Source organism: Streptomyces sp. NPDC016677 (genome assembly GCF_055562815.1).
In genome coordinates this window covers 11199-30024 of sequence record NZ_JBVHEO010000025.1, presented here as the reverse complement: position 1 = coordinate 30024, position 18826 = coordinate 11199, and the positions used below count along the sequence as shown (strand labels likewise).

Below are 18826 nucleotides of genomic sequence, written 5' to 3'. Positions count from 1 at the left end.
TCACGCCGGTCCTACCGCGCGGGCGCCAGCATCTCGGCACGGTCTGAACAGCACGTGCCCCACGGCCGTACCCCACGGCAGATCACCCACCGTCGTCCCCCGGAAGGGAACGTCAGTATGACCCGCGCTTCGCTTCACCCCTCGGCAGGACCGGCCCGGCGCACCGTCGTGGCGGCGGCCGGAGCGGCCGGACTCGCCGTCGCGCTGTCCGCCTGCTCCGACTCCGACACGGGCTCCGGCTCCAGCACAGGCTCCGGCACCGGCTCGGATTCCGGCGGCGCACCGGACGCGACCGGCCCTGCGTCCTCCCCCGCCGAGGGTGCCACCGCACAGGCCCTCGCCACGGCTTCCGACATCCCCGAGGGCGGCGGCGTGGTCTTCGCCGAGCAGAAGGTGGTCGTGACGCAGCCCTCGGCCGGTGAGTTCAAGGCGTTCTCGGCGACCTGTACGCACCAGGGATGCGCCGTGAAGGATGTCGCCGACGGCGTCATCAACTGCCCCTGCCACAACAGCAACTTCTCCATCACGGACGGCAGTGTGCAAAGCGGCCCCGCGCGCGAGCCGCTGCCCGCCGTGGAGATCGCCGTCGACGGGGAGTCGATCTCACTGGTGTGACCAGGACGGCCGGCACAGCACCACCCGGGACGAGAGGGAGCCGCATGACCGTGACACAGCGCCGGGGCCGCCGGATCATGATGACGCCCGGTGAGCTGGACGCGTTCCTGACCACCCAGCGCACCTGCCGGGTCGCCACGGTGTCGGCCGACGGCGCCCCGCACGTGAGCACCCTGTGGTTCGTCTGGGACGGCGGCTCACTGTGGCTGTACTCGGTGGTGCGCAGCAGGCGCTGGGCCGATCTGCGCCGCGACCCGCGGGTGGCGGTCGTGATCGACACCGGGGAGGAGTACGACGAACTGCGCGGCGTGGAGTTGTCGGGCGGCGTCGAGTCCGTGGGCGAGGTGCCCCGCACGGGTGAGCTGTGCGCCGAACTGGATCTGCCGGAGACGCTGTTCGCCCGCAAGTACTTCGGTGTCGACGAGTTGCCCCACGACGGCCGCCACGCCTGGCTCCGCCTCACCCCGCGGCAGACGGTCTCCTGGGACTTCCGCAAACTGACACCACCGTAGACCGCGCCCGCGAGAGCGCGGGGAGCCGCGCGCCCAGTCACCACGCACCCGCGCTACACATAACTCCGCGCCGGGCCGGGGCCGAGCGCCCCGGCCACCGCGTCGGCCAGCACCACCGCCTCCCCCTCCGCCAGCGTCGAGACCGTGACCCGCACCCCCGGGGGCGCGCTCATCCGGAACCGCGCCCCCGGCGCGACCGCCCACCCGGCGCCCAGCAGCCGGGCGACGACGCCGGTCTCGTCCGGCACCGGGATCCACACGTTCATACCGCTGCGGCCGTGCGCCGGGACGCCCCGCCGGGCGAGCGCGTCGAGCAGCGCCTCCCGACGCCGCCCGTAGGCCGCGGCCACCTCCGCCGGGTCCACCGCGCCGTCGGCCCACAGCCGGGCCACGGCGCGCTGGGTGATCCGGCTGACCCAGCCGGGGCCGAGCCGCTGGCGCCCGCGCACCCGGTCGAGCGTGACCGCGTCGCCGGTGAGGACGGCGAGCCTGAGGTCGGGTCCGTACGCCTTGGCGGCCGAGCGGACGAAGGCCCAGCGGCGCGTCGTACCGGCGAGCGGGCACAGCGGCAGGTCGACGATCCGGTGGCCGTGGTCGTCCTCGATCAGCAGGGTCTGCGGGTGCTCGCGGAGCACGGAGCGCAGGGCACGCGCGCGTGGAGCGCTCAGCGCGGCGCCGGTCGGGTTCTGCGCCCGGTCCGTGACGACCAGGGCGCGGGCGCCGGACGTCAGCGCGCGGCGCACGTCGGCGGGCAGCGGCCCCTCGTCGTCGACGCCGACCGGCACCGTGCGCAGCCCGAGCGCCGGGACGAGGTCGAGGAGGCTGCCCCAGCCCGGGTCCTCGACGGCGACGGCGTCCCCGGGTTTCAGGTGTGCGGCCAGCACCCGTTCCATGGCGTCCAGCGAGCCGGACGTCACGGCCACCGGGCCGCCGGGGACGCCGTCGGCGTCCAGTTCGGCCCGCGCCAGGCGGACCAGCTCCGGTTCGGCCGGCTCGTGCCCGTACAGCACGGGTTCCCGGTCGTTGCGCTCGGCCGCGGCGGCGAACACCGGGGCGAGCGCGGGCAGCAGCGCCGGGTCCGGGTTGCCGTCGGACACGTCACGGACGCCCTCGGGTACCTCCACTCGGAGGAACTCGCGCCCCGTGGTGGCCGGTTTCGCCCGCACCCGGCTGCCCCGGCGCCCGGCCGTCTCGATCACCCCGCGCTCGCGCAGGGTGCGGTACGCGGCGGCCACGGTGTTCGGGTTCACCCCGAGCCGCTCGGCCAACTCCCGCATCGGAGGCAGCGGTTGTCCCGGCTCCAGTTTCCCCGCGCCCACCGCGCGCTCGACGCTCGCGGAAATGTCGGCTGCGCGCCGCCCACTGATCGGATAGTCTCCTAGCACAAAGCCCATTATGCACTAGTGCAATGGAGACCGCCATGCAGGAGACCACGGGGACCACAGGGCCCACAGAGACCACAGGGCCCACGACCACCACAGAGACCACAGGCCTCACGTCACAGCCCACCACCGCCTACCCCGCGACCGACCGCACCGTCCCCACCCGCTCCCCGGGCCGCGCCTCGTACGACCGGGACGTGGTGCACTCGATCCTCGACGAGGGGTACGTCTGCCACCTCGGCTTCGTCCGGGACGGCGCCCCGGTGGTGCTGCCGACGCTGTACGGCCGGGTCGGTGAGCGGCTCTACGTGCACGGCTCGACGGGCTCGCGCCCACTGCGCATGGCCGGGCAGGCGGACCCGGGGCTGCCGGTGTGCCTCACGGTCACGCACGTGGACGCGCTGGTGCTGGCCCGCTCCGCCTTCCACCACTCGGTCAACTACCGGTCGGTGGTGGTGCACGGCACCGCGTACGACGTCACGGACCCCGAGGAGAAGCGCACCGCCCTCGACGCCCTGGTCGACCATGTCGTGGCGGGTCGCTCCCGTGACTCCCGGCCCGCGAACCGGAAGGAACTGGCGGCCACCGCCGTCCTCCGCCTCGACCTGCGCGAGGTCTCCGCCAAGGCCCGCTCCGGCGGCGTGAACGACGAGCCCGAGGACCTCGCCCTCCCCCACTGGGCCGGACTCCTCCCCCTGCGCAAGGGCTACGACGCCCCGGTCGCCGACCCCGGTCTGGCCCCCGGCACCGCGCTGCCGGACTACCTCTGCGCGCCGTGACAGCGTCCGCCGGGGCCTCCCTCCCAGGGGCCCTCCCCGTGGGAAGGGCCCCTGTCCCGGTCAGACGAGCGCCGGCCGCCCCCGCGCCTGACGCGCCTCCGCGACCGCGAGGCCGGTGACCGACCCGAGCAGCAGCAGCGTGCCGGCCGAGGTGGCCGGCGTGAGGTGCTCACCGAGCAGGGTGACGGCCAGCACCGCCGCGGCGACCGGCTCCAGGAGCATGATCACGGACACGGTGGCGGACCGGACCACGGCCGCCCCCGCGAAGTACAGGCCGTAGGCGAGGGCGGTGGGCACGGCCGCGACGTAGGCCAGCAGCCACAGCAGCCGCCCCGGCTCCGCGGTCTGCGGCACCAGCCCCTCGGCCAGGGCGAACGGCAGCAGGCACAGGCTGGTGACGGCGAACGCGCCGGCCGACGTGGCCGCGGCGTCCGCCCCGCCCTCCCGGCCCCACCAGCGGGTCAGCAGGGTCATCACCGAGTACCCGGCCGCGGACAGCAGCGCCAGGACCACACCCCAGGGGCGTACGGTCGCGGCGCCCCCGCCCAGGACGAGCACCGCGAGCCCGGCCAGCGCCCCGGCGACCGCGCCGACGCCGCCCCGGCCCAGGCGCTCCCCGAGGGCGAGCCGGGCGCCCAGCGCGATCAGCACCGGACCGGCGCCGAGGGTGACGACGGTCGCCACGGCCAGTCCGGTGGACCGCACGGCGGCGAAGTAGGCGGTCTGGAAGACGGCGAGGCCGACGCCGGTGGCGGCGGTCCGCAGCACCTTGCGGCCCAGCGACTCGGGCACGGCGGGCCGTGCCGGGCGGCCGGCGCACCGTGGCCGAGGGCCGACGGACCCTGCCCGGCGGCCGGCCGGCCGTCGCCGATGGCGGGCCGCCCGTGCCAGGCGGCGCGGCAGCCGGGCGGCGAGCAGCAGCGCGAGGCCGGCCGCGCAGCGCCAGAAGGACAGGGCGACGGGACCCAGGTCGCTGACCCGGTAGACCAGCGAGGCGGCGGCGCCCGCGGTGCCCCAGGCGACGCCGGCGACGATCAGGAAGAGGAGGCCGCGCCCGACGGGCAGGCCTGACTGTGCATTCGACACGATGATTCACTCCGCAGTCGCGCGATGAGCGCGGAAGTTCGGCAAGGGCCTCTGGAACGGCGGGAACGAACCGTCAGGGCCCTACGGACCTCGTCCGCGGGCAGCACCGCCGCGCCCGGCGGCTACGCGCCGGGCTGCTCACCGGTGGACCCGCCTCAGGCGGCCGGAGGCGGAAGAACGAGGGCGTCCGAATGCATGATCGGCAGATTAGGCGACCGGTCCCCGGCGGGACAACTCCCGTCCCGGGCCGCCCGCCGCCACCGGCTCCGCCGATCCCGTGGCGGGTGCCGACGCCTGGGCGATGAAGGCGCCCACCAGGACCACCGCGCCGCCGGCGATCTGCGGGGCGGAGAGGCGCTCACCGAGCAGCACCCAGGCCAGGACGGTCGCGATGACCGCCTCCAGGCAGGCCACGACGCCCGCGACCTGCGGCGACAGCCGACGTACGGCGACGATGCCGGAGACGTAGGCGAGCACCGTGGCGATCAGCACGATCCAGGCCAGCAGCAGCGCGGCGGCGACCGGTGTGCCGTCGACCGGCACGGTGTGCGCGAGCACCTGCCAGTCCATGCCCCAGGGCCGGGCCACGACGGTGAGCACGGCCGCGCCGGTCAGCAGGCCGTAGGCGATCACCCCGAGCGGGTCGGGCGTGTCGTCGCCCGCGTCGCTGCCCTGGTCGGACAGGACGAAGTAACCGACCTGGCAGCAGGCGGCGCCCAGCGCGAGCAGCAGACCGAGGGCGTCGAACCCCAGCCCCGCCCAGACCTCCACGACACAGGCGAGGCCGCCGACGGCGAGGACCACACCGAGCGCGGCGGCCCGGGTCACCGGCCGCCGCTGCACGAACCGCACCCAGCCGAGCACCAGGGCGGGCGCCAGGTACTCGACCAGCAGGGCCACGCCGACGGGGATGCGGGAGATCGCGGCGAAGTAGCAGGCCTGGACACCGGCCACGGCGAGCAGACCGAAGCCGGCGAGCAGACCGGGACGGCGGCGCAGCAGCGCGCGGTGTCGCACGGCGAGCGGCAGCATCACCAGGGCCGCGCCGGTCACCCGCAGCCACACCACGTGGAGCGGGTCGAGGCCCGCCTCGATCAGCGGCTTGGCCGCGACACCGGATCCGCCGAAGGCGAGGGCGGAGACGAGCGCGACGCCGAGCCCGACGCCCTTGCCGCCCCGGCCGCCCCGGGCGCTGTCAGTCGTGTGCACCGGCACATGATGACAGGGCAGGACATGACCGTCACCCCCGATGACACCTGTCTCGCGGACCGGACGCCGACCGCACCGAAGGACGGACCACGGAGCCGAAGCACGGACCACGGAGAGCCGGAGGACGGCATCCGGAGCCGAAGCACGGACCACGGAGAACCGCGGGACGGCATCCGGAGCCGAAGCACGGACCACGGAGAACCGCGGGACGGCATCCGGAGCCGAAGCACGGACCACGGAGAACCGCGGGACGGTATCCGGAGCCGAAGAGGGACTGGGGCGGACTCAGCGCCTGTGCCCCGGCTCCGCGTGACCCTCGGCGCGGGCGAGCAAGGCCTGAGGGTCGACGCCGGCCCGGCCGAGCACCTCGACGGCCCGCGTGCCCGGGTCCGCGACGAGGGCGGCGAGCAGGTCCACCCCACCGGCCCGGGCGGCGCCGCGCCGTACCGCGCGCTCACAGGCCCGGTCGACCGCGGCGGCGGCCGCGGGCGAGAAGCCCGCGGCCTCCTTGACGACGGGCACGGCTCCGGAGTCCTCGACGGTGCCCTGCCAGCGCAGGCCGTAGCCGATGCTGCGCTGCACCAGATAGCCGAGCAGCCGGGCCAGCTGCGGCCCGTCGCCCAGCACGGCGCCCACCTCGAGGTCGTACTCCAGGAGCGAGTGGAGCAGATGCGCCGTGTCGATCTGCCGGTCCCCGTCCCGTACCGCCCTGCGGCGCGCGCCGGAGACCACCGATACCAGTCCGGGGCCGAGCCGGTCATCGTGGCCGGTGTGGTCGGGCCGCCGGACGTCTTGCTCACCGGCCGACGGCCGGGGGATACGGGGTTGCACCACTCCACCCCATCAGTCCCCCTGGCACCGGGTCATCCTCGGCGGGGAGCATTTCGACGTCCCACGCAAAGTGGACGCCGAGGGCCGTGATCTCCTCCTCACGGATGAGATCAAGCCGTTCGCTCCCCGACCGGCGCGTCCTCTTGCCCCGAACGAGAGCGCCCCGCGGAGTCGTCCGCGGGGCGCCGCACATCCTCGCTGTCAGTCCTCGTCGGCGAGGATCCGGTACAGCTTCTTGCGGGACTCGTTGATGACGTCGAGCGCCTTCTCCCGCTGTTCCTTGCTGCCGGTCTTCCAGACCTGGCCGAACGCCTCCATGAGGCCGAAGCCGGCCTGCCGGATGTCGTTCAGCGCCTCCCAGTCGACCCCGCGCGACGCCTCTTCCCAGGGGGCCTCGGGCCCTTCCTCGGCGGCGGCGCGGCCGGACTCCGTGAGGGCGAACAGCTTCTTGCCGCCCTCGCTCTCGCTGGCGATCAGCCCCTCGTCCTCCAGCAGCTGGAGGGTGGGGTACACCGAGCCGGGGCTGGGCTTCCACGCCCCGCCGCTGCGCTCGGCGATCTCCTGGATCATCTCGTAGCCGTGCATCGGCCGGTCCTTGAGCAGGGCCAGGATCGACGCGCGTACGTCGCCGCGCCGCGCCCTGCCCCGGGGACCGCCCCGCCCTCGGCCACCCCAGGGCCCGGGACCGAAGCCCGGTCCGAAGGGTCCGGGGCCGCCGTGACCGCCCGGCCCGAAGGGGCCGAAGGCCGCGCGGCGCCCGTCGAAGCCGCCGTGCCCGAAGGGACCGCCCTCGCCCCGTCCACCGTGTCCACGCTCGTATCCGTGGGTACGCATCGCCACCACTCCATTCCATCGTTGATCTGTCGCGATGCCTCAACGATATATCGGAAGACTGGATGCGGCAACCCCTCACCGAGCACCTGGCCGGCCGGGCAGCGGCCCGAAACCCGGTCCACCGGTCGCGCATTGGCCTTGGCCTGCGCTTTTCGCGCTCCCGTAGCGTCGGGACATGCGCATCCGAATCGTCGACGCCTTCACCGACCGGCCCTTCGCGGGCAACCCCGCCGGAGTCCTGCTCCTCGACGCCTTCCGGGACGACGACCTGCTCCAGAAGATCGCCCTGGAGGTGAACCACGCCGAGACGGCCTTCGCCCACCCGCTGCCCGAGGGCGGCGCGGCCGACTGGGCGCTGCGCTGGTTCACTCCGGCCACCGAGGTCGCCCTGTGCGGCCACGCCACGCTCGCCACCGCCCACGTCCTGCACACCACCGGCGCCCATCAAGGGCCCGTCCGGTTCGCCACCCGCAGCGGCGTCCTGGTCGCCACGCCCGGCGCGGACGGCTCGGTCACCCTGGACTTCCCGACCGCGCCGCTGACCCCGGCCGAGGTTCCGGCGGGTCTGGCCGAGGCCCTCGGCGCCGAGCCCCGCGCGGTCCTCGACACCGGTCCGAACGTCGGTGACCTGCTGGTCGAACTCGCCGACGAGCAGACGGTCCGCGAGCTGACACCGGACCACAGGGCGCTGGCGGCCCATTCCGAGCGCGGCGTCATCGCGACCGCCCGCGCCGAGGACCCCGCGCGCGGCTACGACTTCGTCTCCCGCTGCTTCTTCCCCAACGTCGGCATCGACGAGGACCCGGTCACCGGCAGCGCGCACACCGCGCTGGCCCCCTACTGGTGCGAGCGCCTGGGCCGCCCCGCCCTCACCGGACTCCAGGCGTCACCGCGCTCCGGCCTGGTCCACGTGGAACCGCGCGGCGACCGCACCCTGCTGAGCGGGCGCGCGGTGACGGTGATCGAGGGCGACCTGCTCGCCTGGTGACACCCGAGCGGGGCCGGCTGCCCGGCCGTCACGCCGTCGGCAGCCAGCTCACCTTCCCGGCCAGCAGCGCGTAGCCCACGAAGGCCCCGATGTCGAGCAGCGAGTGCGCCACCACCAGGGGCCCCACCCGGCCCCAGCGCCGGTACAGGCAGACGAACACCACGCCCATCACCATGTTGCCGATGAAGCCGCCGACGCCCTGGTACAGGTGGTACGAGCCGCGCAGCACCGAACTGCCGACCAGCGACGCCCGGGGCGTCCAGCCCAGTTGGTCGAGCCTGCGCAGCAGATAGCCGACGACGACGACCTCTTCGAGGATCGAGTTCTGGAGGGCGGAGAGGATCAGCACCGGGTACTTCCACCACACCTCGGGCAGTGCCTCGGGCACCACGGTGAGGTTGAAGCCGAGGCCCCGGGCGGCCAGGTAGAAGGCGATGCCGCTGCTGCCGATGACGGCCGCGATCACGGCACCGCGCAGCAGGTCGGGGCCCGGCCTGGTGCGGTCGAAGCCCAGGGCGCGCAGGCTCCGCCCCTCCCGCAGCAGCAGGTGGGCGACGAGGGCGACCGGCACCAGCGCGGTGGCGATGCCGAACAGCTGCCAGGCGAGGTCCAGCCAGGGGCGGCCGGGCGCGGCGGAGGCGTTGAGGGTGGCCGCCTGGTCCTTCAGGCCGCCCGGCCGGGTGACCGAACCGATGAAGCTGATCAGGGCGGAGACCCCGCTCGCGCCCAGCGAGAGAGCCAGGACGAGCAGCGTCTCGTCCCGCAGACTCCGTCGCGAGAGCCGCTCCTGAGGGATGGAATCGACCACCGGGCCCGCCTCCGCCATGCACACCTGCCTCAACCGGGACGTCAAGCTTGCCCGATCAGTATGAGGCGGACACCGGCGGGGGCGGGCCCGACCAGCATGAGGCGGACACCGGCGGGCACGGGCGCCACCAGCATGAGGCAGACCTCGGCGGGCGCAGGCCGGAACGACCCGGGCCGTCCCCGCCGAGGTCGCCCCTACGGCCGCCCGATCGGCCACAGGTGGACCGGGTCCCCCTTGTGCGTCAGCTCGACGTAGCGCCGGGTGGTCGCGGCCAGCGCGGCCTCGCGGGACATCCCCGCCTCCAGCGCCCGGTGGAAGGTGGCCGCCTGCCAGGCGGCGCCGTTGACCCGGCGCCGGCACCGCTCGTCGATCACGCCCAGGTAGAAGTCGCGGTCGGCGGGCTCGACGCCCCACGCGTCCAGTCCCGCCTCGGCCAGCGGCAGCAGCTCGTCCCGGACCAGGGCGGCCGCGTCGACCTCGCCGACACCCCCCAGCCGACCGCGCCTGGGCCACTGGAAGCGCGCCTCGATGCCGTACCGGCAGGCGGCGTCGAAGTTGGCGGCGGCGGCCTCGAACGGCAGCCGCGTCCACACCGGCCGCGGCTCGTCGGCGAGGGCGCGGACGACACCGTAGTAGAACGCCGCGTTGGCGATGACGTCGGTGACGGTGGGGCCCGCGGGCAGGACCCGGTTCTCCACCCGCAGGTGCGGGAGGCCGTCGGCGACGCCGTAGACGGGGCGGTTCCAGCGGTAGACGGTGCCGTTGTGCAGCACCAGCTCGGCGAGGGACGGCACGCCGCCCGCGTCGAGGACGTCGAGGGGGTCCTCGTCGTCGCAGATCGGCAGCAGGGCCGGGTAGTAGCGCAGGTTCTCCTCGAACAGGTCGTACGCCGAGGTCACCCACCGCTCCCCGAACCAGGTGCGTGGACGCACGCCCTGCGCCTGGAGCTCGGGCGGGCGGGTGTCGGTGGACTGCTGGAACAGCGGCGGGCGGGACTCCCGCCACAGCTCGCGGCCGAACAGGAAGGGCGCGTTGGCCCCGACGGCGATCTGCGCGGCGGTGACGGCCTGCGCGGCGTTCCACACGCCGGCGAAACGTTCCGGCGTCACCTGGAGGTGCAGTTGCACCGACGTGCAGGCGGCCTCGGGGGCGATGGACTTCGAGGTGCAGCTGAGGCGTTCGACGCCGTCGATCTCCAGGTGGAAGTCCTCGCCGCGGGCGGCCACGATCTGGTCGTTGAGCAGGGCGTAGCGGTCCACGTCGGAGAGGTTGGAGGAGACCAGGTCGTCCCGGTCCAGGGTCGGCAGAATGCCGATCATCGCGATTCCCGCGTCCAGCTCTCCGGCCTTTCGGTCGGCATATGCCAAGGAGGTGCTGATTTCCTCGGCGAGCCGGTCGAATACCCGGCCCTCCAACCGGTGTGGAGCTATGTTGACCTCCAGGTTGAACATGGCGAGTTCTGTTTGGAAGTCCCGGCTCGCGATGCGTTCCAGAACCTGCCCGTTCAACATTTTAGGCATCCCGTCGGCACCGACGAGATTCAGTTCGATCTCCAGCCCCATCAGGTTCTTCGGACGGTCGAACCGCTTCTCCGCCAGGAGTCGCTCCAAACCCGTCAGACAGCGGCGGAGCTTGTCGCGGTAGTGCTGGCGATCGGACAGGTCCACCTGGCCTGCCGCGACCTTCTCCCCCATGGAAGCGTCCTCCTCGGATCAGCGGCCGGGTCCGGCCGCCGGTGGGTGCCGGTCAGGATTGATGATGCCCAGCCGATGCGATCGATAACGTCCCCGCGCGGACCCGCGAGCCGCTACGCTGGCGCGATGTGACCGGAGGCACATTCACCGGGCATGCCGTACACACGGTTTCGGACTGCGGGAACTCGTGGAAAAGCCCGACGACAATTGGCCGACCACTTCCCGGATATTCTCCGAGGTCATCGGCGTTCAGGCCGTTCGAAATCAGGGTAACCTCCGCATATCGCCGACCGGATGCGCTCTTGTTCGTCTTGCCGGAAAGCGCTAGCCGAAACACACCCTGAACACCTGTCGTATAAACTCTGCGGACACGGCAGAGAGCTGGCGCCTACGGTCGAGATCGCCGAGGCGACGTACAGCAGCCCTCACCCCCGCTCGCCGGCGTTCGGACCCGGCCTCGTCTCTCTGCCCCTGCGAGCTGACAGCGTCGTCCGCCCGGCCCCCACGCCGCCCTGCCCCGCCCTCGCGCCACCGTGCCTTCGATTGAGAGGCGACCCACCATGCCGCTGCATGTCCCCCCGGCTCCCGCGCCCGCCCTGCGCACCGTCCTCACCGCGCTCTCCTCGCCCACCGCGGTCCGCGAGGCCCGCACCCCGTCCCTGCTCGGTGCCCGCGGCCCGGTCACCCCCGAGCTGCCGCTGCCCGTGCACGTCCTGGACCACGTCACCGCCGAGGGCGTGCCGGCCGTCCGGCTCGCCGGGTGGCGCTTCCTCATCCGCAGCGGGGAGGGCGTGGTGGCCGCGGCGGACACCATGCTGACCCCGGACGGCTGGGCCTTCTCGCACTTCTTCGAGGGCCCCTACGTCACCGCGACCGAACGCGCGCTGCGCCAGGCCGAGCCGGTGGCCCAGCCGTTCCAGCCGCGGCTGCTGTCGGTGCCCGGCCTGTACATGCTCACCCTGTGGCTGCACGGCGACCACACGGCCGACGCCGCCGTCGGCCACCCGGACGCCGCCGACCTGCTGGTGCCGCTGGCACCGGCACCGCCCGGCATCGCGGCGCACCGGCCGCACCGGGTCGCGGACCTGCTCCCGGTCCTGACCCACCGGGCCACGCCGACGCCCCTGCTCCGCTCCCCCGCCTGATCCCCACCGGAACCGAACGCCACGTGACCCCGCCGCCCGAGTACAGGGCGGCGGGGTCACCCGCGCTCGCGAGACCCGGCGCCCAACGGGAGCAGCCCGTCCCGGCCCGGCGAACCCACCGCGCGGAGACCGGAGTTGGACTGAACCGTCCGGGCGGGTGACGCGTCCTCAACCTGTGAGAGACGGTGCCGCGAAATACCTGCGGATCGACGCCCGTGGGGCAACACTGGGTCCGGACCGACTTGTGCGACGGGGGAGGCCATGAACCACGTATCACACCGCGGAACAGAGACGACAGCACACCCACCCATCACTCCGGAGCGAAAGAACCCCGCCATGTGCCAGCACCAGCCACCGTGTCCGTCAGCCGACTCCGCCGACCGGGAATCCGCCCGTCTCGTGGCGCACCACCCGGAGCAGGGCTGGAGCCTGCTGTGCAACGGCGTCCTCTTCTTCGAGGACACCGGCGAACTCCTGCCGGACGGCCAGATCATCGCCCCGCACCGCCCGCTCGGCGCCGGCCAGGTGATGACGGCCGCCTGACCGCCTCCTCACCCCTTCGTGGCCCCGGCCGTGAGCCCGCCGACGAGCTGCCGCTCGGCCACCGAGTAGAAGGCGAGGGCGGGCACCATCGCCAGCACCAGGTAGGCGAAGACCCGGGCGGTGTCCGCGGAGTACTGGCCCTGGAACTGCTGGACACCGATCGGAATGGTCCACCAGGTGGAGTCGGTGAAGACCAGCAGCGGCAGGAAGAAGTTGTTCCAGCTGGTGACCACGGCCAGCACGGACACCGTCCCCAGCGCCGGCCGGGCCATCGGCAGCAGCACCCGCCAGAAGAATCCGAACGGCCCGCAGCCGTCCAGGGTGGCCGCCTCCTCCAGCTCCCCGGGGATCTCCCGGAAGAAGCCGCGCAGGATGATGATGGTCATCGGCAGCCCGAAGGCGGCCTGCGGCAGGATGACACCGAGCGGGTTGTCCAGCAGGCCCATCGAGCGCAGCAGCAGGAACAGCGGCAGCGCCGCCACCGCGAAGGGGAACATCAGCCCCATCGTGAACAGCGTGAACAGCGCCTCCCGGCCGCGGAAGGCGAACCGGGCGAAGGAGAACGCGGCGAGCGCGGAGACCGCGACCACGAGGACGGTGGTCGCCACCGCGATCAGCGTGCTGTTGCCGACCAGCCGCCAGAAGGAGCCTGAGCCGAGGATGTCCGTGTAGTTGGAGACCTCCCACGGGCTCGGCAGCCCCACCGGGTTGTCGGAGAGCTGGTCCGAGGACTTGAACCCGGACAGCACGGCGTACAGCAGCGGTACGGCCATGACGGCGCCGACGAGGGTCAGGACGAGGTGCAGGGGCAGGGTCCGCCCCCGGGACTTGGCGCTCACTTGCCGTCTCCCCTCATGGTCGTGGTGGCCCCCTGGAGGTCGCGCCGGAGCACGAACCGCTGGTAGGCGAGGGCGAAGACGAGGCTGATGCCGAACATGACCACGCTGATCGCGCTGGCGTAGCCGACCTGGTAGCGCTTGAACCCGAACTGGAACAGGGTCACGGCCATGGTCTCGGAGTGGTGGTCGGGTCCGCCCTGGGTGACCACCCACACCAGGTCGAACAGCTGGATGGCACCGATGACGGACAGGAACACGCTGATGCGCAGAGTGGGCGCCAGCAGCGGCAGGGTGACGTTGCGGAAGCGCTGCCAGGCGCCCGCCCCGTCGATGAGCGCGGCCTCCGTCAACTCCTTCGGGATGGACTGCAGACCGGCCAGGTAGAGCATCATGTGGAAGCCGAAGTACTTCCACGTCATGACGAGGAAGAGGGTCGCCATCACCGTCGACGGGTCGGCGAACCACTCCCCGCCGACACCGTCCAGGCCGACGCCGCCCAGCACCCGGTCGGCGAGGCCGTCGTCCGGCGCGAAGATCATGCCGAACAGCACACCGGTGATGGCCTCGGACAGCACGTACGGCGCGAAGAACAGCATCCGGTACACCGCCCGGCCGCGCATCCGCTGGTTCAGCAGGACCGCCATGGCCAGCGCGAACGGCAGTTGCAGCGCCAGGGAGAGGACCACCAGGACCAGGCAGCGCCACAGGTCGCCGAGGAAGACCGGGTCGTCGAAGAGGCGGGTGAAGTTGTCGGTGCCGATGTAGTCCGAGGGCATGCCGAAGCCGCCCCACCTGAAGAAGGCGGCGTACAGCGCGAACAGGATCGGCAGCACGACGAGGACCAGGAACAGCACCAGGGCGGGCAGTTGGAAGCCGACCGCGGTGAGCCAGTGCGTGATACGGCGCCGGGTCCGCGCCCGGGCCGCGGCGGGCGGCGAGGGCGGCAGGTCGGCACCGGGGCCGGTCCGCTTGTCCGGCAGGATCGTGGAGGTCATCGGTGGTTACTGCTCTTCCTTCGCGACCTTGGTGACCGACTCGGCGACCTGCTCGGGGGACTTGGAGCCGGCGATGAGCGCGGCGACGCTGTCGTTGACCTCCTGGCCGACGGCGGGCGCGTAGGCCTGGTCGAGGTAGAGCTGGAAGCCCGTGGCCCCCTTCAACTGCTGCTGTACGGCCTTCAGGTCGGCGTCGGTCAGGGCGCTCTCGGCGGCCGGGACCACGGGCAGGACACCGGTCTTGGTGACCAGCTCCCGGTCGGTGGCCGCGGAGGCGAAGAACTTCAGGAAGTCGACGGCCGCCTGCGGGGCGTCCCTGCGCAGGGCGTGCCCGTTGGCCCCGCCGAACACCTCGGTGAGGGCACCCTTGCCGCCCTCGACCGCCGGGAACGGGAAGAAGCCGAGGTCGTCCCCGAGCCCCTTGCCCGAGTCGGCCTGCACCACCGGGGCCCACTGACCCATCAGCTCCATCGCCGCCTTGCCGTTGCCGACGGCGGCGGCCTGCCCGTTGGGGGCGGAGTAGGCGGCGCCGAGGAAGCCCTTCTGGAACGGCCGGAGCCCGGCCAGTTCCTTCAGGTGCTGCCCGGCCTGGACGAACGCGGCGCCGGTGAAGTCCTTGTCGTCGGCGGCCTTCTGCACGGCCTCGGCACCGCCGACCCGCATCGCGAGGTAGGCCCAGTAGTACATGCCGGGCCACTTCTCCTTGCCGGCCAGGGCGATGGGCGTGATGTTCTCCGACTTCAGCGCCCGTACGGCGTCCAGGAAGCCGCTCCAGGTGGTGGGCGGCGCGGTGATGCCGGCCTTCTTGAAGAGCGCCTTGTTGTACCAGAAGCCGACCATGCCGCTGTCGAACGGGATGCCGTAGAGCCTGTCGTCGATCAGGTACGGCTCCTTCGCGACCGGGAGCATGCCGTCGGACCACTCCTTGGTGCGGTCGGTGAGATCCTCGACGAGCCCCGCGTCGACCTGCTGCTTGAGGACTCCGCCGCCCCAGGTGTGGAAGATGTCCGGGAGCTTCCCGGAGGCGATGAGCGCCGTCATCTTCGACTTGTAGGCGTCGTTCTCCAGCTGGACGATCTTAATCTTGACGTTGGGGTTCTGTGCCTCGAACTTCTTGGCGAGGGCCGCCCAGACGTCCTTCGTCGGCTGGGTCGTGGAGATGTTCCACCACTCGATGGTGGTGGTCCCGGACGCCCCTTCGTCCGAGTCACCGCCGCAGCCGCTCAGTGCCGTCATGCCCAGACCGGCCGCGGCCGAGGCCGCCAGGAACCCGCGGCGGGACAGTGCCGGGTCGCCCATGATGTGCTCCTTGAGTGCGAAAGTTTCGGAGACAATCCAGAAAGCTGCGTTGCTGCCGCACCCTAAGGACCACGCGTAATCGGTGGCAACCCCTTGTACACAACGAATCTGTCCTCGTCGGAGCCGAGCCACCCGGAGAGGCGAAACATTCGACTCATACCGCGAACCTTTACGCTCCCGGCCTGACGGAACTTCCGGCCTGACGCAACTCCCGGCGTGACGCAAACAGAAGGGGCCCCGCCGGTCGGCGGGGCCCCTTCTCGTGTCCTGCTCAGTCCTCGTACGCCTCCAGCGGCGGGCAGGAGCAGACCAGGTTCCGGTCACCGAAGGCCTGGTCGATGCGGCGCACCGGCGGCCAGTACTTGTCGGCGGCCGACACCCCGGCCGGGAAGACGGCCTCCTCGCGGGCGTACGCGTGCTCCCACTCGCCGGCCAGCGCGGCGGCGGTGTGCGGGGCGCCCCGCAGCGGGTTGTCGTCCGCGGGCCACTCGCCCGAGCCGACCTTCTCGATCTCCGCGCGGATGGCGATCATCGCGTCGCAGAAACGGTCCAGCTCGGTCAGGTCCTCGGACTCCGTCGGCTCGATCATCAGCGTCCCGGCCACCGGGAACGACATCGTCGGCGCGTGGAAGCCGTAGTCGATCAGCCGCTTGGCGACGTCGTCGACACTCACGCCGGTCGCCTTGGTCAGCGGCCGCAGGTCGATGACGCACTCGTGCGCGACCAGCCCGTGCGGCCCCGTGTACAGCACCGGGTAGTGCGGCTCCAGGCGCTTGGCGACGTAGTTGGCGGACAGCACCGCCACCTGCGTGGCCCGCTTGAGCCCCTCGCCGCCCATCAGACGGACGTAAGCCCAGGAGATGGGCAGGATGCCCGCCGAGCCCCAGGGGGCCGCCGAGATGGGCCCCACGCCGGTCTGCGGGCCGGCCGCGGGCTGGAGCGGATGGTTGGGCAGGTACGGCGCGAGGTGCTCCCGTACGCCCACCGGGCCGACGCCGGGACCGCCGCCGCCGTGCGGGATGCAGAACGTCTTGTGCAGGTTGAGGTGGGAGACGTCGCCGCCGAAGTGGCCCGGCCGGGCGAGGCCGACCAGGGCGTTGAGGTTGGCGCCGTCCACGTACACCTGGCCGCCCGCGTCGTGCACGGCCGCGCAGATGTCGGCGACGTGCGCCTCGAAGACACCGTGCGTGGACGGATACGTGATCATCAGCACCGCCAGCTCGTCGCGGTGCTGCTCGATCTTGGCCCGCAGGTCCTCGACGTCGATCTCGCCGTCCTCGGCGGTCTTGACGACGACGACCTTCATCCCGGCCATGACGGCGCTGGCGGCGTTGGTGCCGTGCGCGGAGGACGGGATCAGGCAGACGGTCCGCTGCTCGTCGCCGTTGGCGCGGTGGTATCCGCGTACGGCGAGCAGGCCGGCCAGCTCGCCCTGCGACCCGGCGTTGGGCTGGAGCGAGACCTTGTCGTACCCGGTGACCTCGGCCAGCCGCTCCTCCAGCTCGCGGATGAGCGTGAGGTAGCCCTGCGCCTGCTCGGCGGGGGCGAAGGGGTGCAGCTGCCCGAACTCGGGCCAGGTCACCGGCTCCATCTCGGTCGTCGCGTTGAGCTTCATGGTGCAGGAGCCCAGCGGGATCATGCCGCGGTCCAGCGCGTAGTCCCGGTCGGCCAGCCGGCGCAGGTAGCGCAGCATCGCGGTCTCGGAGCGGTGCTGGTGGAAGACGGGGTGGGTCAGGAACTCGTCGGTGCGCAGCAGCCCCTCGGGCAGCGCGTCCCCGGTCGCCGCGTCCAGCGCCTCGATGTCGCCCTCGGCCCCGAACGCGTTCCACACCCCGCCGATCTGCGCGCGCGTGGTCGTCTCGTCGCAGGCCATCGAGACGTGGTCGGCGTCGACGAGCCGCAGGTTGACCCCGTTCTGCCGGGCCGCGGCGACGATCTCGGCGGCCCGCCCGGGCACCCGTGCCGTGACCGTGTCGAAGTAGTCGCCGTGGACGATCTCGACACCGCCCGCCGCGAGCCCCGCGGCGAGGACGGCGGCGTACCGGTGGGTGCGCCGGGCGATGCCGCGCAGCCCCTCGGGACCGTGGTACACGGCGTACATCCCGGCCATGACGGCGAGCAGCACCTGCGCGGTGCAGATGTTGCTGGTGGCCTTCTCGCGGCGGATGTGCTGCTCGCGGGTCTGCAGGGCCAGCCGGTAGGCCCGGTTCCCGTCGGCGTCCACGGAGACGCCCACCAGCCGCCCGGGCAGGCTGCGCGCCATCTTCTCCTGTACGGCCATGTAGCCGGCGTGCGGTCCGCCGAAGCCCATCGGCACCCCGAACCGCTGGGTCGTGCCCACCGCGATGTCGGCGCCCAGCTCACCGGGCGACTTCAGCAGCGTCAGCGCGAGCAGATCGGCGGCGACGGTGACCAGCGCGCCCAGCTCGTGCGCCCGGTCGATCACCGGCTTGATGTCGCGTACGGCACCGGAGGCGCCCGGGTACTGGATCAGTACGCCGTTGATCTCCCGCTCCGCGACCTGAGCCGGGATGCCCTCGGCGAGGTCGGCGACGACGACCTCGACGCCGGTCGGTTCGGCCCGCGTCCGGATCACGGCGATGGTCTGCGGCAGCGCGTCCGCGTCGACCAGGAACAGCCCCTTCTTGTTCTTCCCCATCCGCCGCGACAGCGCCATCGCCTCGGCGGCGGCCGTGCCCTCGTCGAGCAGCGAGGCCCCGGAGGTCGGCAGCCCGGTCAGCTCGGCCACCATGGTCTGGAAGTTGAGCAGCGCCTCCAGGCGCCCCTGGGAGATCTCCGGCTGGTAGGGCGTGTACGCGGTGTACCAGGCCGGGTTCTCCATGACGTTGCGCAGGATCACGGGCGGCGTGAACGTGCCGTGGTACCCGAGCCCGATCATCGAGTCGAGCACCTGGTTGCGGTCGGCCAGCGCGCGCAGTTCGGCCAGCACCTCGGCCTCCGTGCGCGCCCGGGGCAGGTCCAGTGCGCCGGCGCTCTTGATCACGTCCGGCACGGCGGCGGACGTCAGCTCGTCGAGCGAGCCGTACCCGACCTGGGCGAGCATCTTGGCCCGGGCCTCGTGGTCGGGGCCGATGTGACGCTGCTCGAACGGAATTCCCTGTTCGAGCTCGGAGAGCGGAGTGCGGTGGGCTGTCATGGTGCGGAGGCCTCCTGGTCTGACGCGACCTGCGAGGGACACCCACGGCACGGGTGCCCCGACGGCCTCCCCCTCTGTCATCTCGACCTGAGAGCTTCACCGGGATCCTG

17 protein-coding genes are annotated in these 18826 nt (G+C 72.6%); 6 read left to right on the top strand and 11 right to left on the bottom strand.

Annotated elements, in window-relative coordinates:
• Positions 1-117 precede the first annotated feature (117 nt).
• Together ACZ3IG_RS34985 and ACZ3IG_RS34980 are read left to right on the top strand one after the other, a co-directional pair.
• Positions 118-615 carry a Rieske (2Fe-2S) protein gene (locus ACZ3IG_RS34985; protein ID WP_467437206.1) on the top strand — a complete coding sequence of 166 codons (498 nt, stop codon included), beginning with the start codon at positions 118-120 and terminating at the stop codon, positions 613-615.
• A gap of 44 nt (positions 616-659) precedes the next feature.
• Complete coding sequence (locus ACZ3IG_RS34980) at positions 660-1127, top strand: pyridoxamine 5'-phosphate oxidase family protein (protein ID WP_467437205.1); 468 nt, start codon at positions 660-662, stop codon at positions 1125-1127.
• 53 nt (positions 1128-1180) lie between these two features.
• On the opposite strand, the gene ACZ3IG_RS34975 is transcribed toward ACZ3IG_RS34980, so the two are convergent.
• Positions 1181-2512: an aminotransferase class I/II-fold pyridoxal phosphate-dependent enzyme gene (locus ACZ3IG_RS34975; RefSeq protein ID WP_467437203.1), complete on the bottom strand. Its 1332-nt coding sequence runs from the start codon at positions 2510-2512 to the stop codon at positions 1181-1183.
• Between the two features lie 35 nt (positions 2513-2547).
• Between ACZ3IG_RS34975 and ACZ3IG_RS34970 the strand changes: the two genes are divergently transcribed.
• Positions 2548-3288 carry a pyridoxamine 5'-phosphate oxidase family protein gene (locus ACZ3IG_RS34970; protein WP_467437202.1) on the top strand — a complete coding sequence of 247 codons (741 nt, stop codon included), beginning with the start codon at positions 2548-2550 and terminating at the stop codon, positions 3286-3288.
• Positions 3289-3348: 60 nt separating this feature from the next.
• Here the strand turns inward: ACZ3IG_RS34970 and ACZ3IG_RS34965 are convergent, their stop codons facing one another.
• From ACZ3IG_RS34965 to ACZ3IG_RS34950, 4 genes are all read right to left on the bottom strand, one after another.
• Complete coding sequence (locus ACZ3IG_RS34965) at positions 3349-4374, bottom strand: DMT family transporter (RefSeq protein WP_467437201.1); 1026 nt, start codon at positions 4372-4374, stop codon at positions 3349-3351.
• A gap of 207 nt (positions 4375-4581) precedes the next feature.
• On the bottom strand, positions 4582-5589 hold the full coding sequence (locus ACZ3IG_RS34960) for an EamA family transporter (protein WP_467437199.1): 1008 nt from the start codon (positions 5587-5589) through the stop codon (positions 4582-4584).
• Positions 5590-5868: 279 nt separating this feature from the next.
• Positions 5869-6414, bottom strand: coding sequence for a Clp protease N-terminal domain-containing protein (locus tag ACZ3IG_RS34955; RefSeq protein ID WP_467437198.1), 546 nt, complete (start codon positions 6412-6414; stop codon positions 5869-5871).
• 201 nt (positions 6415-6615) lie between these two features.
• Positions 6616-7248 carry a PadR family transcriptional regulator gene (locus tag ACZ3IG_RS34950; protein ID WP_467437197.1) on the bottom strand — a complete coding sequence of 211 codons (633 nt, stop codon included), beginning with the start codon at positions 7246-7248 and terminating at the stop codon, positions 6616-6618.
• A gap of 175 nt (positions 7249-7423) precedes the next feature.
• Between ACZ3IG_RS34950 and ACZ3IG_RS34945 the strand changes: the two genes are divergently transcribed.
• On the top strand, positions 7424-8236 hold the full coding sequence (locus ACZ3IG_RS34945; RefSeq protein WP_467437195.1) for a PhzF family phenazine biosynthesis protein: 813 nt from the start codon (positions 7424-7426) through the stop codon (positions 8234-8236).
• A 28-nt stretch (positions 8237-8264) separates the two neighbouring features.
• On the opposite strand, the gene ACZ3IG_RS34940 is transcribed toward ACZ3IG_RS34945, so the two are convergent.
• Positions 8265-9062, bottom strand: coding sequence for a CPBP family intramembrane glutamic endopeptidase (locus ACZ3IG_RS34940; RefSeq protein WP_467437194.1), 798 nt, complete (start codon positions 9060-9062; stop codon positions 8265-8267).
• Positions 9063-9238: 176 nt separating this feature from the next.
• Positions 9239-10738, bottom strand: coding sequence for a glutamate-cysteine ligase family protein (locus ACZ3IG_RS34935; RefSeq protein WP_467437193.1), 1500 nt, complete (start codon positions 10736-10738; stop codon positions 9239-9241).
• Between the two features lie 560 nt (positions 10739-11298).
• Here ACZ3IG_RS34935 and ACZ3IG_RS34930 point away from each other — a divergent pair.
• Entirely contained in the window at positions 11299-11883 is a 585-nt protein-coding gene (locus ACZ3IG_RS34930; RefSeq protein WP_467437191.1) for a hypothetical protein, read from the top strand.
• Positions 11884-12219: 336 nt separating this feature from the next.
• Entirely contained in the window at positions 12220-12426 is a 207-nt protein-coding gene (locus ACZ3IG_RS34925; protein ID WP_467437190.1) for a DUF5999 family protein, read from the top strand.
• An 8-nt stretch (positions 12427-12434) separates the two neighbouring features.
• Here the strand turns inward: ACZ3IG_RS34925 and ACZ3IG_RS34920 are convergent, their stop codons facing one another.
• The 4 genes from ACZ3IG_RS34920 to gcvP form a co-directional block, all read right to left on the bottom strand.
• Complete coding sequence (locus tag ACZ3IG_RS34920; RefSeq protein ID WP_467437240.1) at positions 12435-13199, bottom strand: carbohydrate ABC transporter permease; 765 nt, start codon at positions 13197-13199, stop codon at positions 12435-12437.
• A gap of 62 nt (positions 13200-13261) precedes the next feature.
• Positions 13262-14260 carry a carbohydrate ABC transporter permease gene (locus tag ACZ3IG_RS34915; protein ID WP_467437189.1) on the bottom strand — a complete coding sequence of 333 codons (999 nt, stop codon included), beginning with the start codon at positions 14258-14260 and terminating at the stop codon, positions 13262-13264.
• 6 nt (positions 14261-14266) lie between these two features.
• A complete protein-coding gene (locus tag ACZ3IG_RS34910; protein WP_467437187.1) occupies positions 14267-15559 on the bottom strand; it encodes an extracellular solute-binding protein in 1293 nt (430 codons plus the stop codon).
• Between the two features lie 271 nt (positions 15560-15830).
• Positions 15831-18716 (bottom strand): aminomethyl-transferring glycine dehydrogenase, encoded by a 2886-nt coding sequence (gene gcvP / locus ACZ3IG_RS34905; RefSeq protein WP_467437186.1) that lies wholly within the window; start codon positions 18714-18716, stop codon positions 15831-15833.
• Positions 18717-18826: the final 110 nt, after the last annotated feature.

Coding starts and splice junctions, on each gene's coding strand:
- ACZ3IG_RS34925 (WP_467437190.1), top strand. CDS start 12,220: ATGTGCCAGCACCAGCCACCGTGTCCGTCAGCCGACTCCGCCGACCGG.
- ACZ3IG_RS34980 (WP_467437205.1), top strand. CDS start 660: ATGACCGTGACACAGCGCCGGGGCCGCCGGATCATGATGACGCCCGGT.
- ACZ3IG_RS34970 (WP_467437202.1), top strand. CDS start 2,548: ATGCAGGAGACCACGGGGACCACAGGGCCCACAGAGACCACAGGGCCC.
- ACZ3IG_RS34935 (WP_467437193.1), bottom strand. CDS start 10,738: ATGGGGGAGAAGGTCGCGGCAGGCCAGGTGGACCTGTCCGATCGCCAG.
- ACZ3IG_RS34920 (WP_467437240.1), bottom strand. CDS start 13,199: ATGGCCGTACCGCTGCTGTACGCCGTGCTGTCCGGGTTCAAGTCCTCG.
- ACZ3IG_RS34910 (WP_467437187.1), bottom strand. CDS start 15,559: ATGGGCGACCCGGCACTGTCCCGCCGCGGGTTCCTGGCGGCCTCGGCC.
- ACZ3IG_RS34950 (WP_467437197.1), bottom strand. CDS start 7,248: ATGCGTACCCACGGATACGAGCGTGGACACGGTGGACGGGGCGAGGGC.
- ACZ3IG_RS34915 (WP_467437189.1), bottom strand. CDS start 14,260: ATGACCTCCACGATCCTGCCGGACAAGCGGACCGGCCCCGGTGCCGAC.
- gcvP (WP_467437186.1), bottom strand. CDS start 18,716: ATGACAGCCCACCGCACTCCGCTCTCCGAGCTCGAACAGGGAATTCCG.
- ACZ3IG_RS34985 (WP_467437206.1), top strand. CDS start 118: ATGACCCGCGCTTCGCTTCACCCCTCGGCAGGACCGGCCCGGCGCACC.
- ACZ3IG_RS34945 (WP_467437195.1), top strand. CDS start 7,424: ATGCGCATCCGAATCGTCGACGCCTTCACCGACCGGCCCTTCGCGGGC.
- ACZ3IG_RS34940 (WP_467437194.1), bottom strand. CDS start 9,062: ATGGCGGAGGCGGGCCCGGTGGTCGATTCCATCCCTCAGGAGCGGCTC.
- ACZ3IG_RS34930 (WP_467437191.1), top strand. CDS start 11,299: ATGCCGCTGCATGTCCCCCCGGCTCCCGCGCCCGCCCTGCGCACCGTC.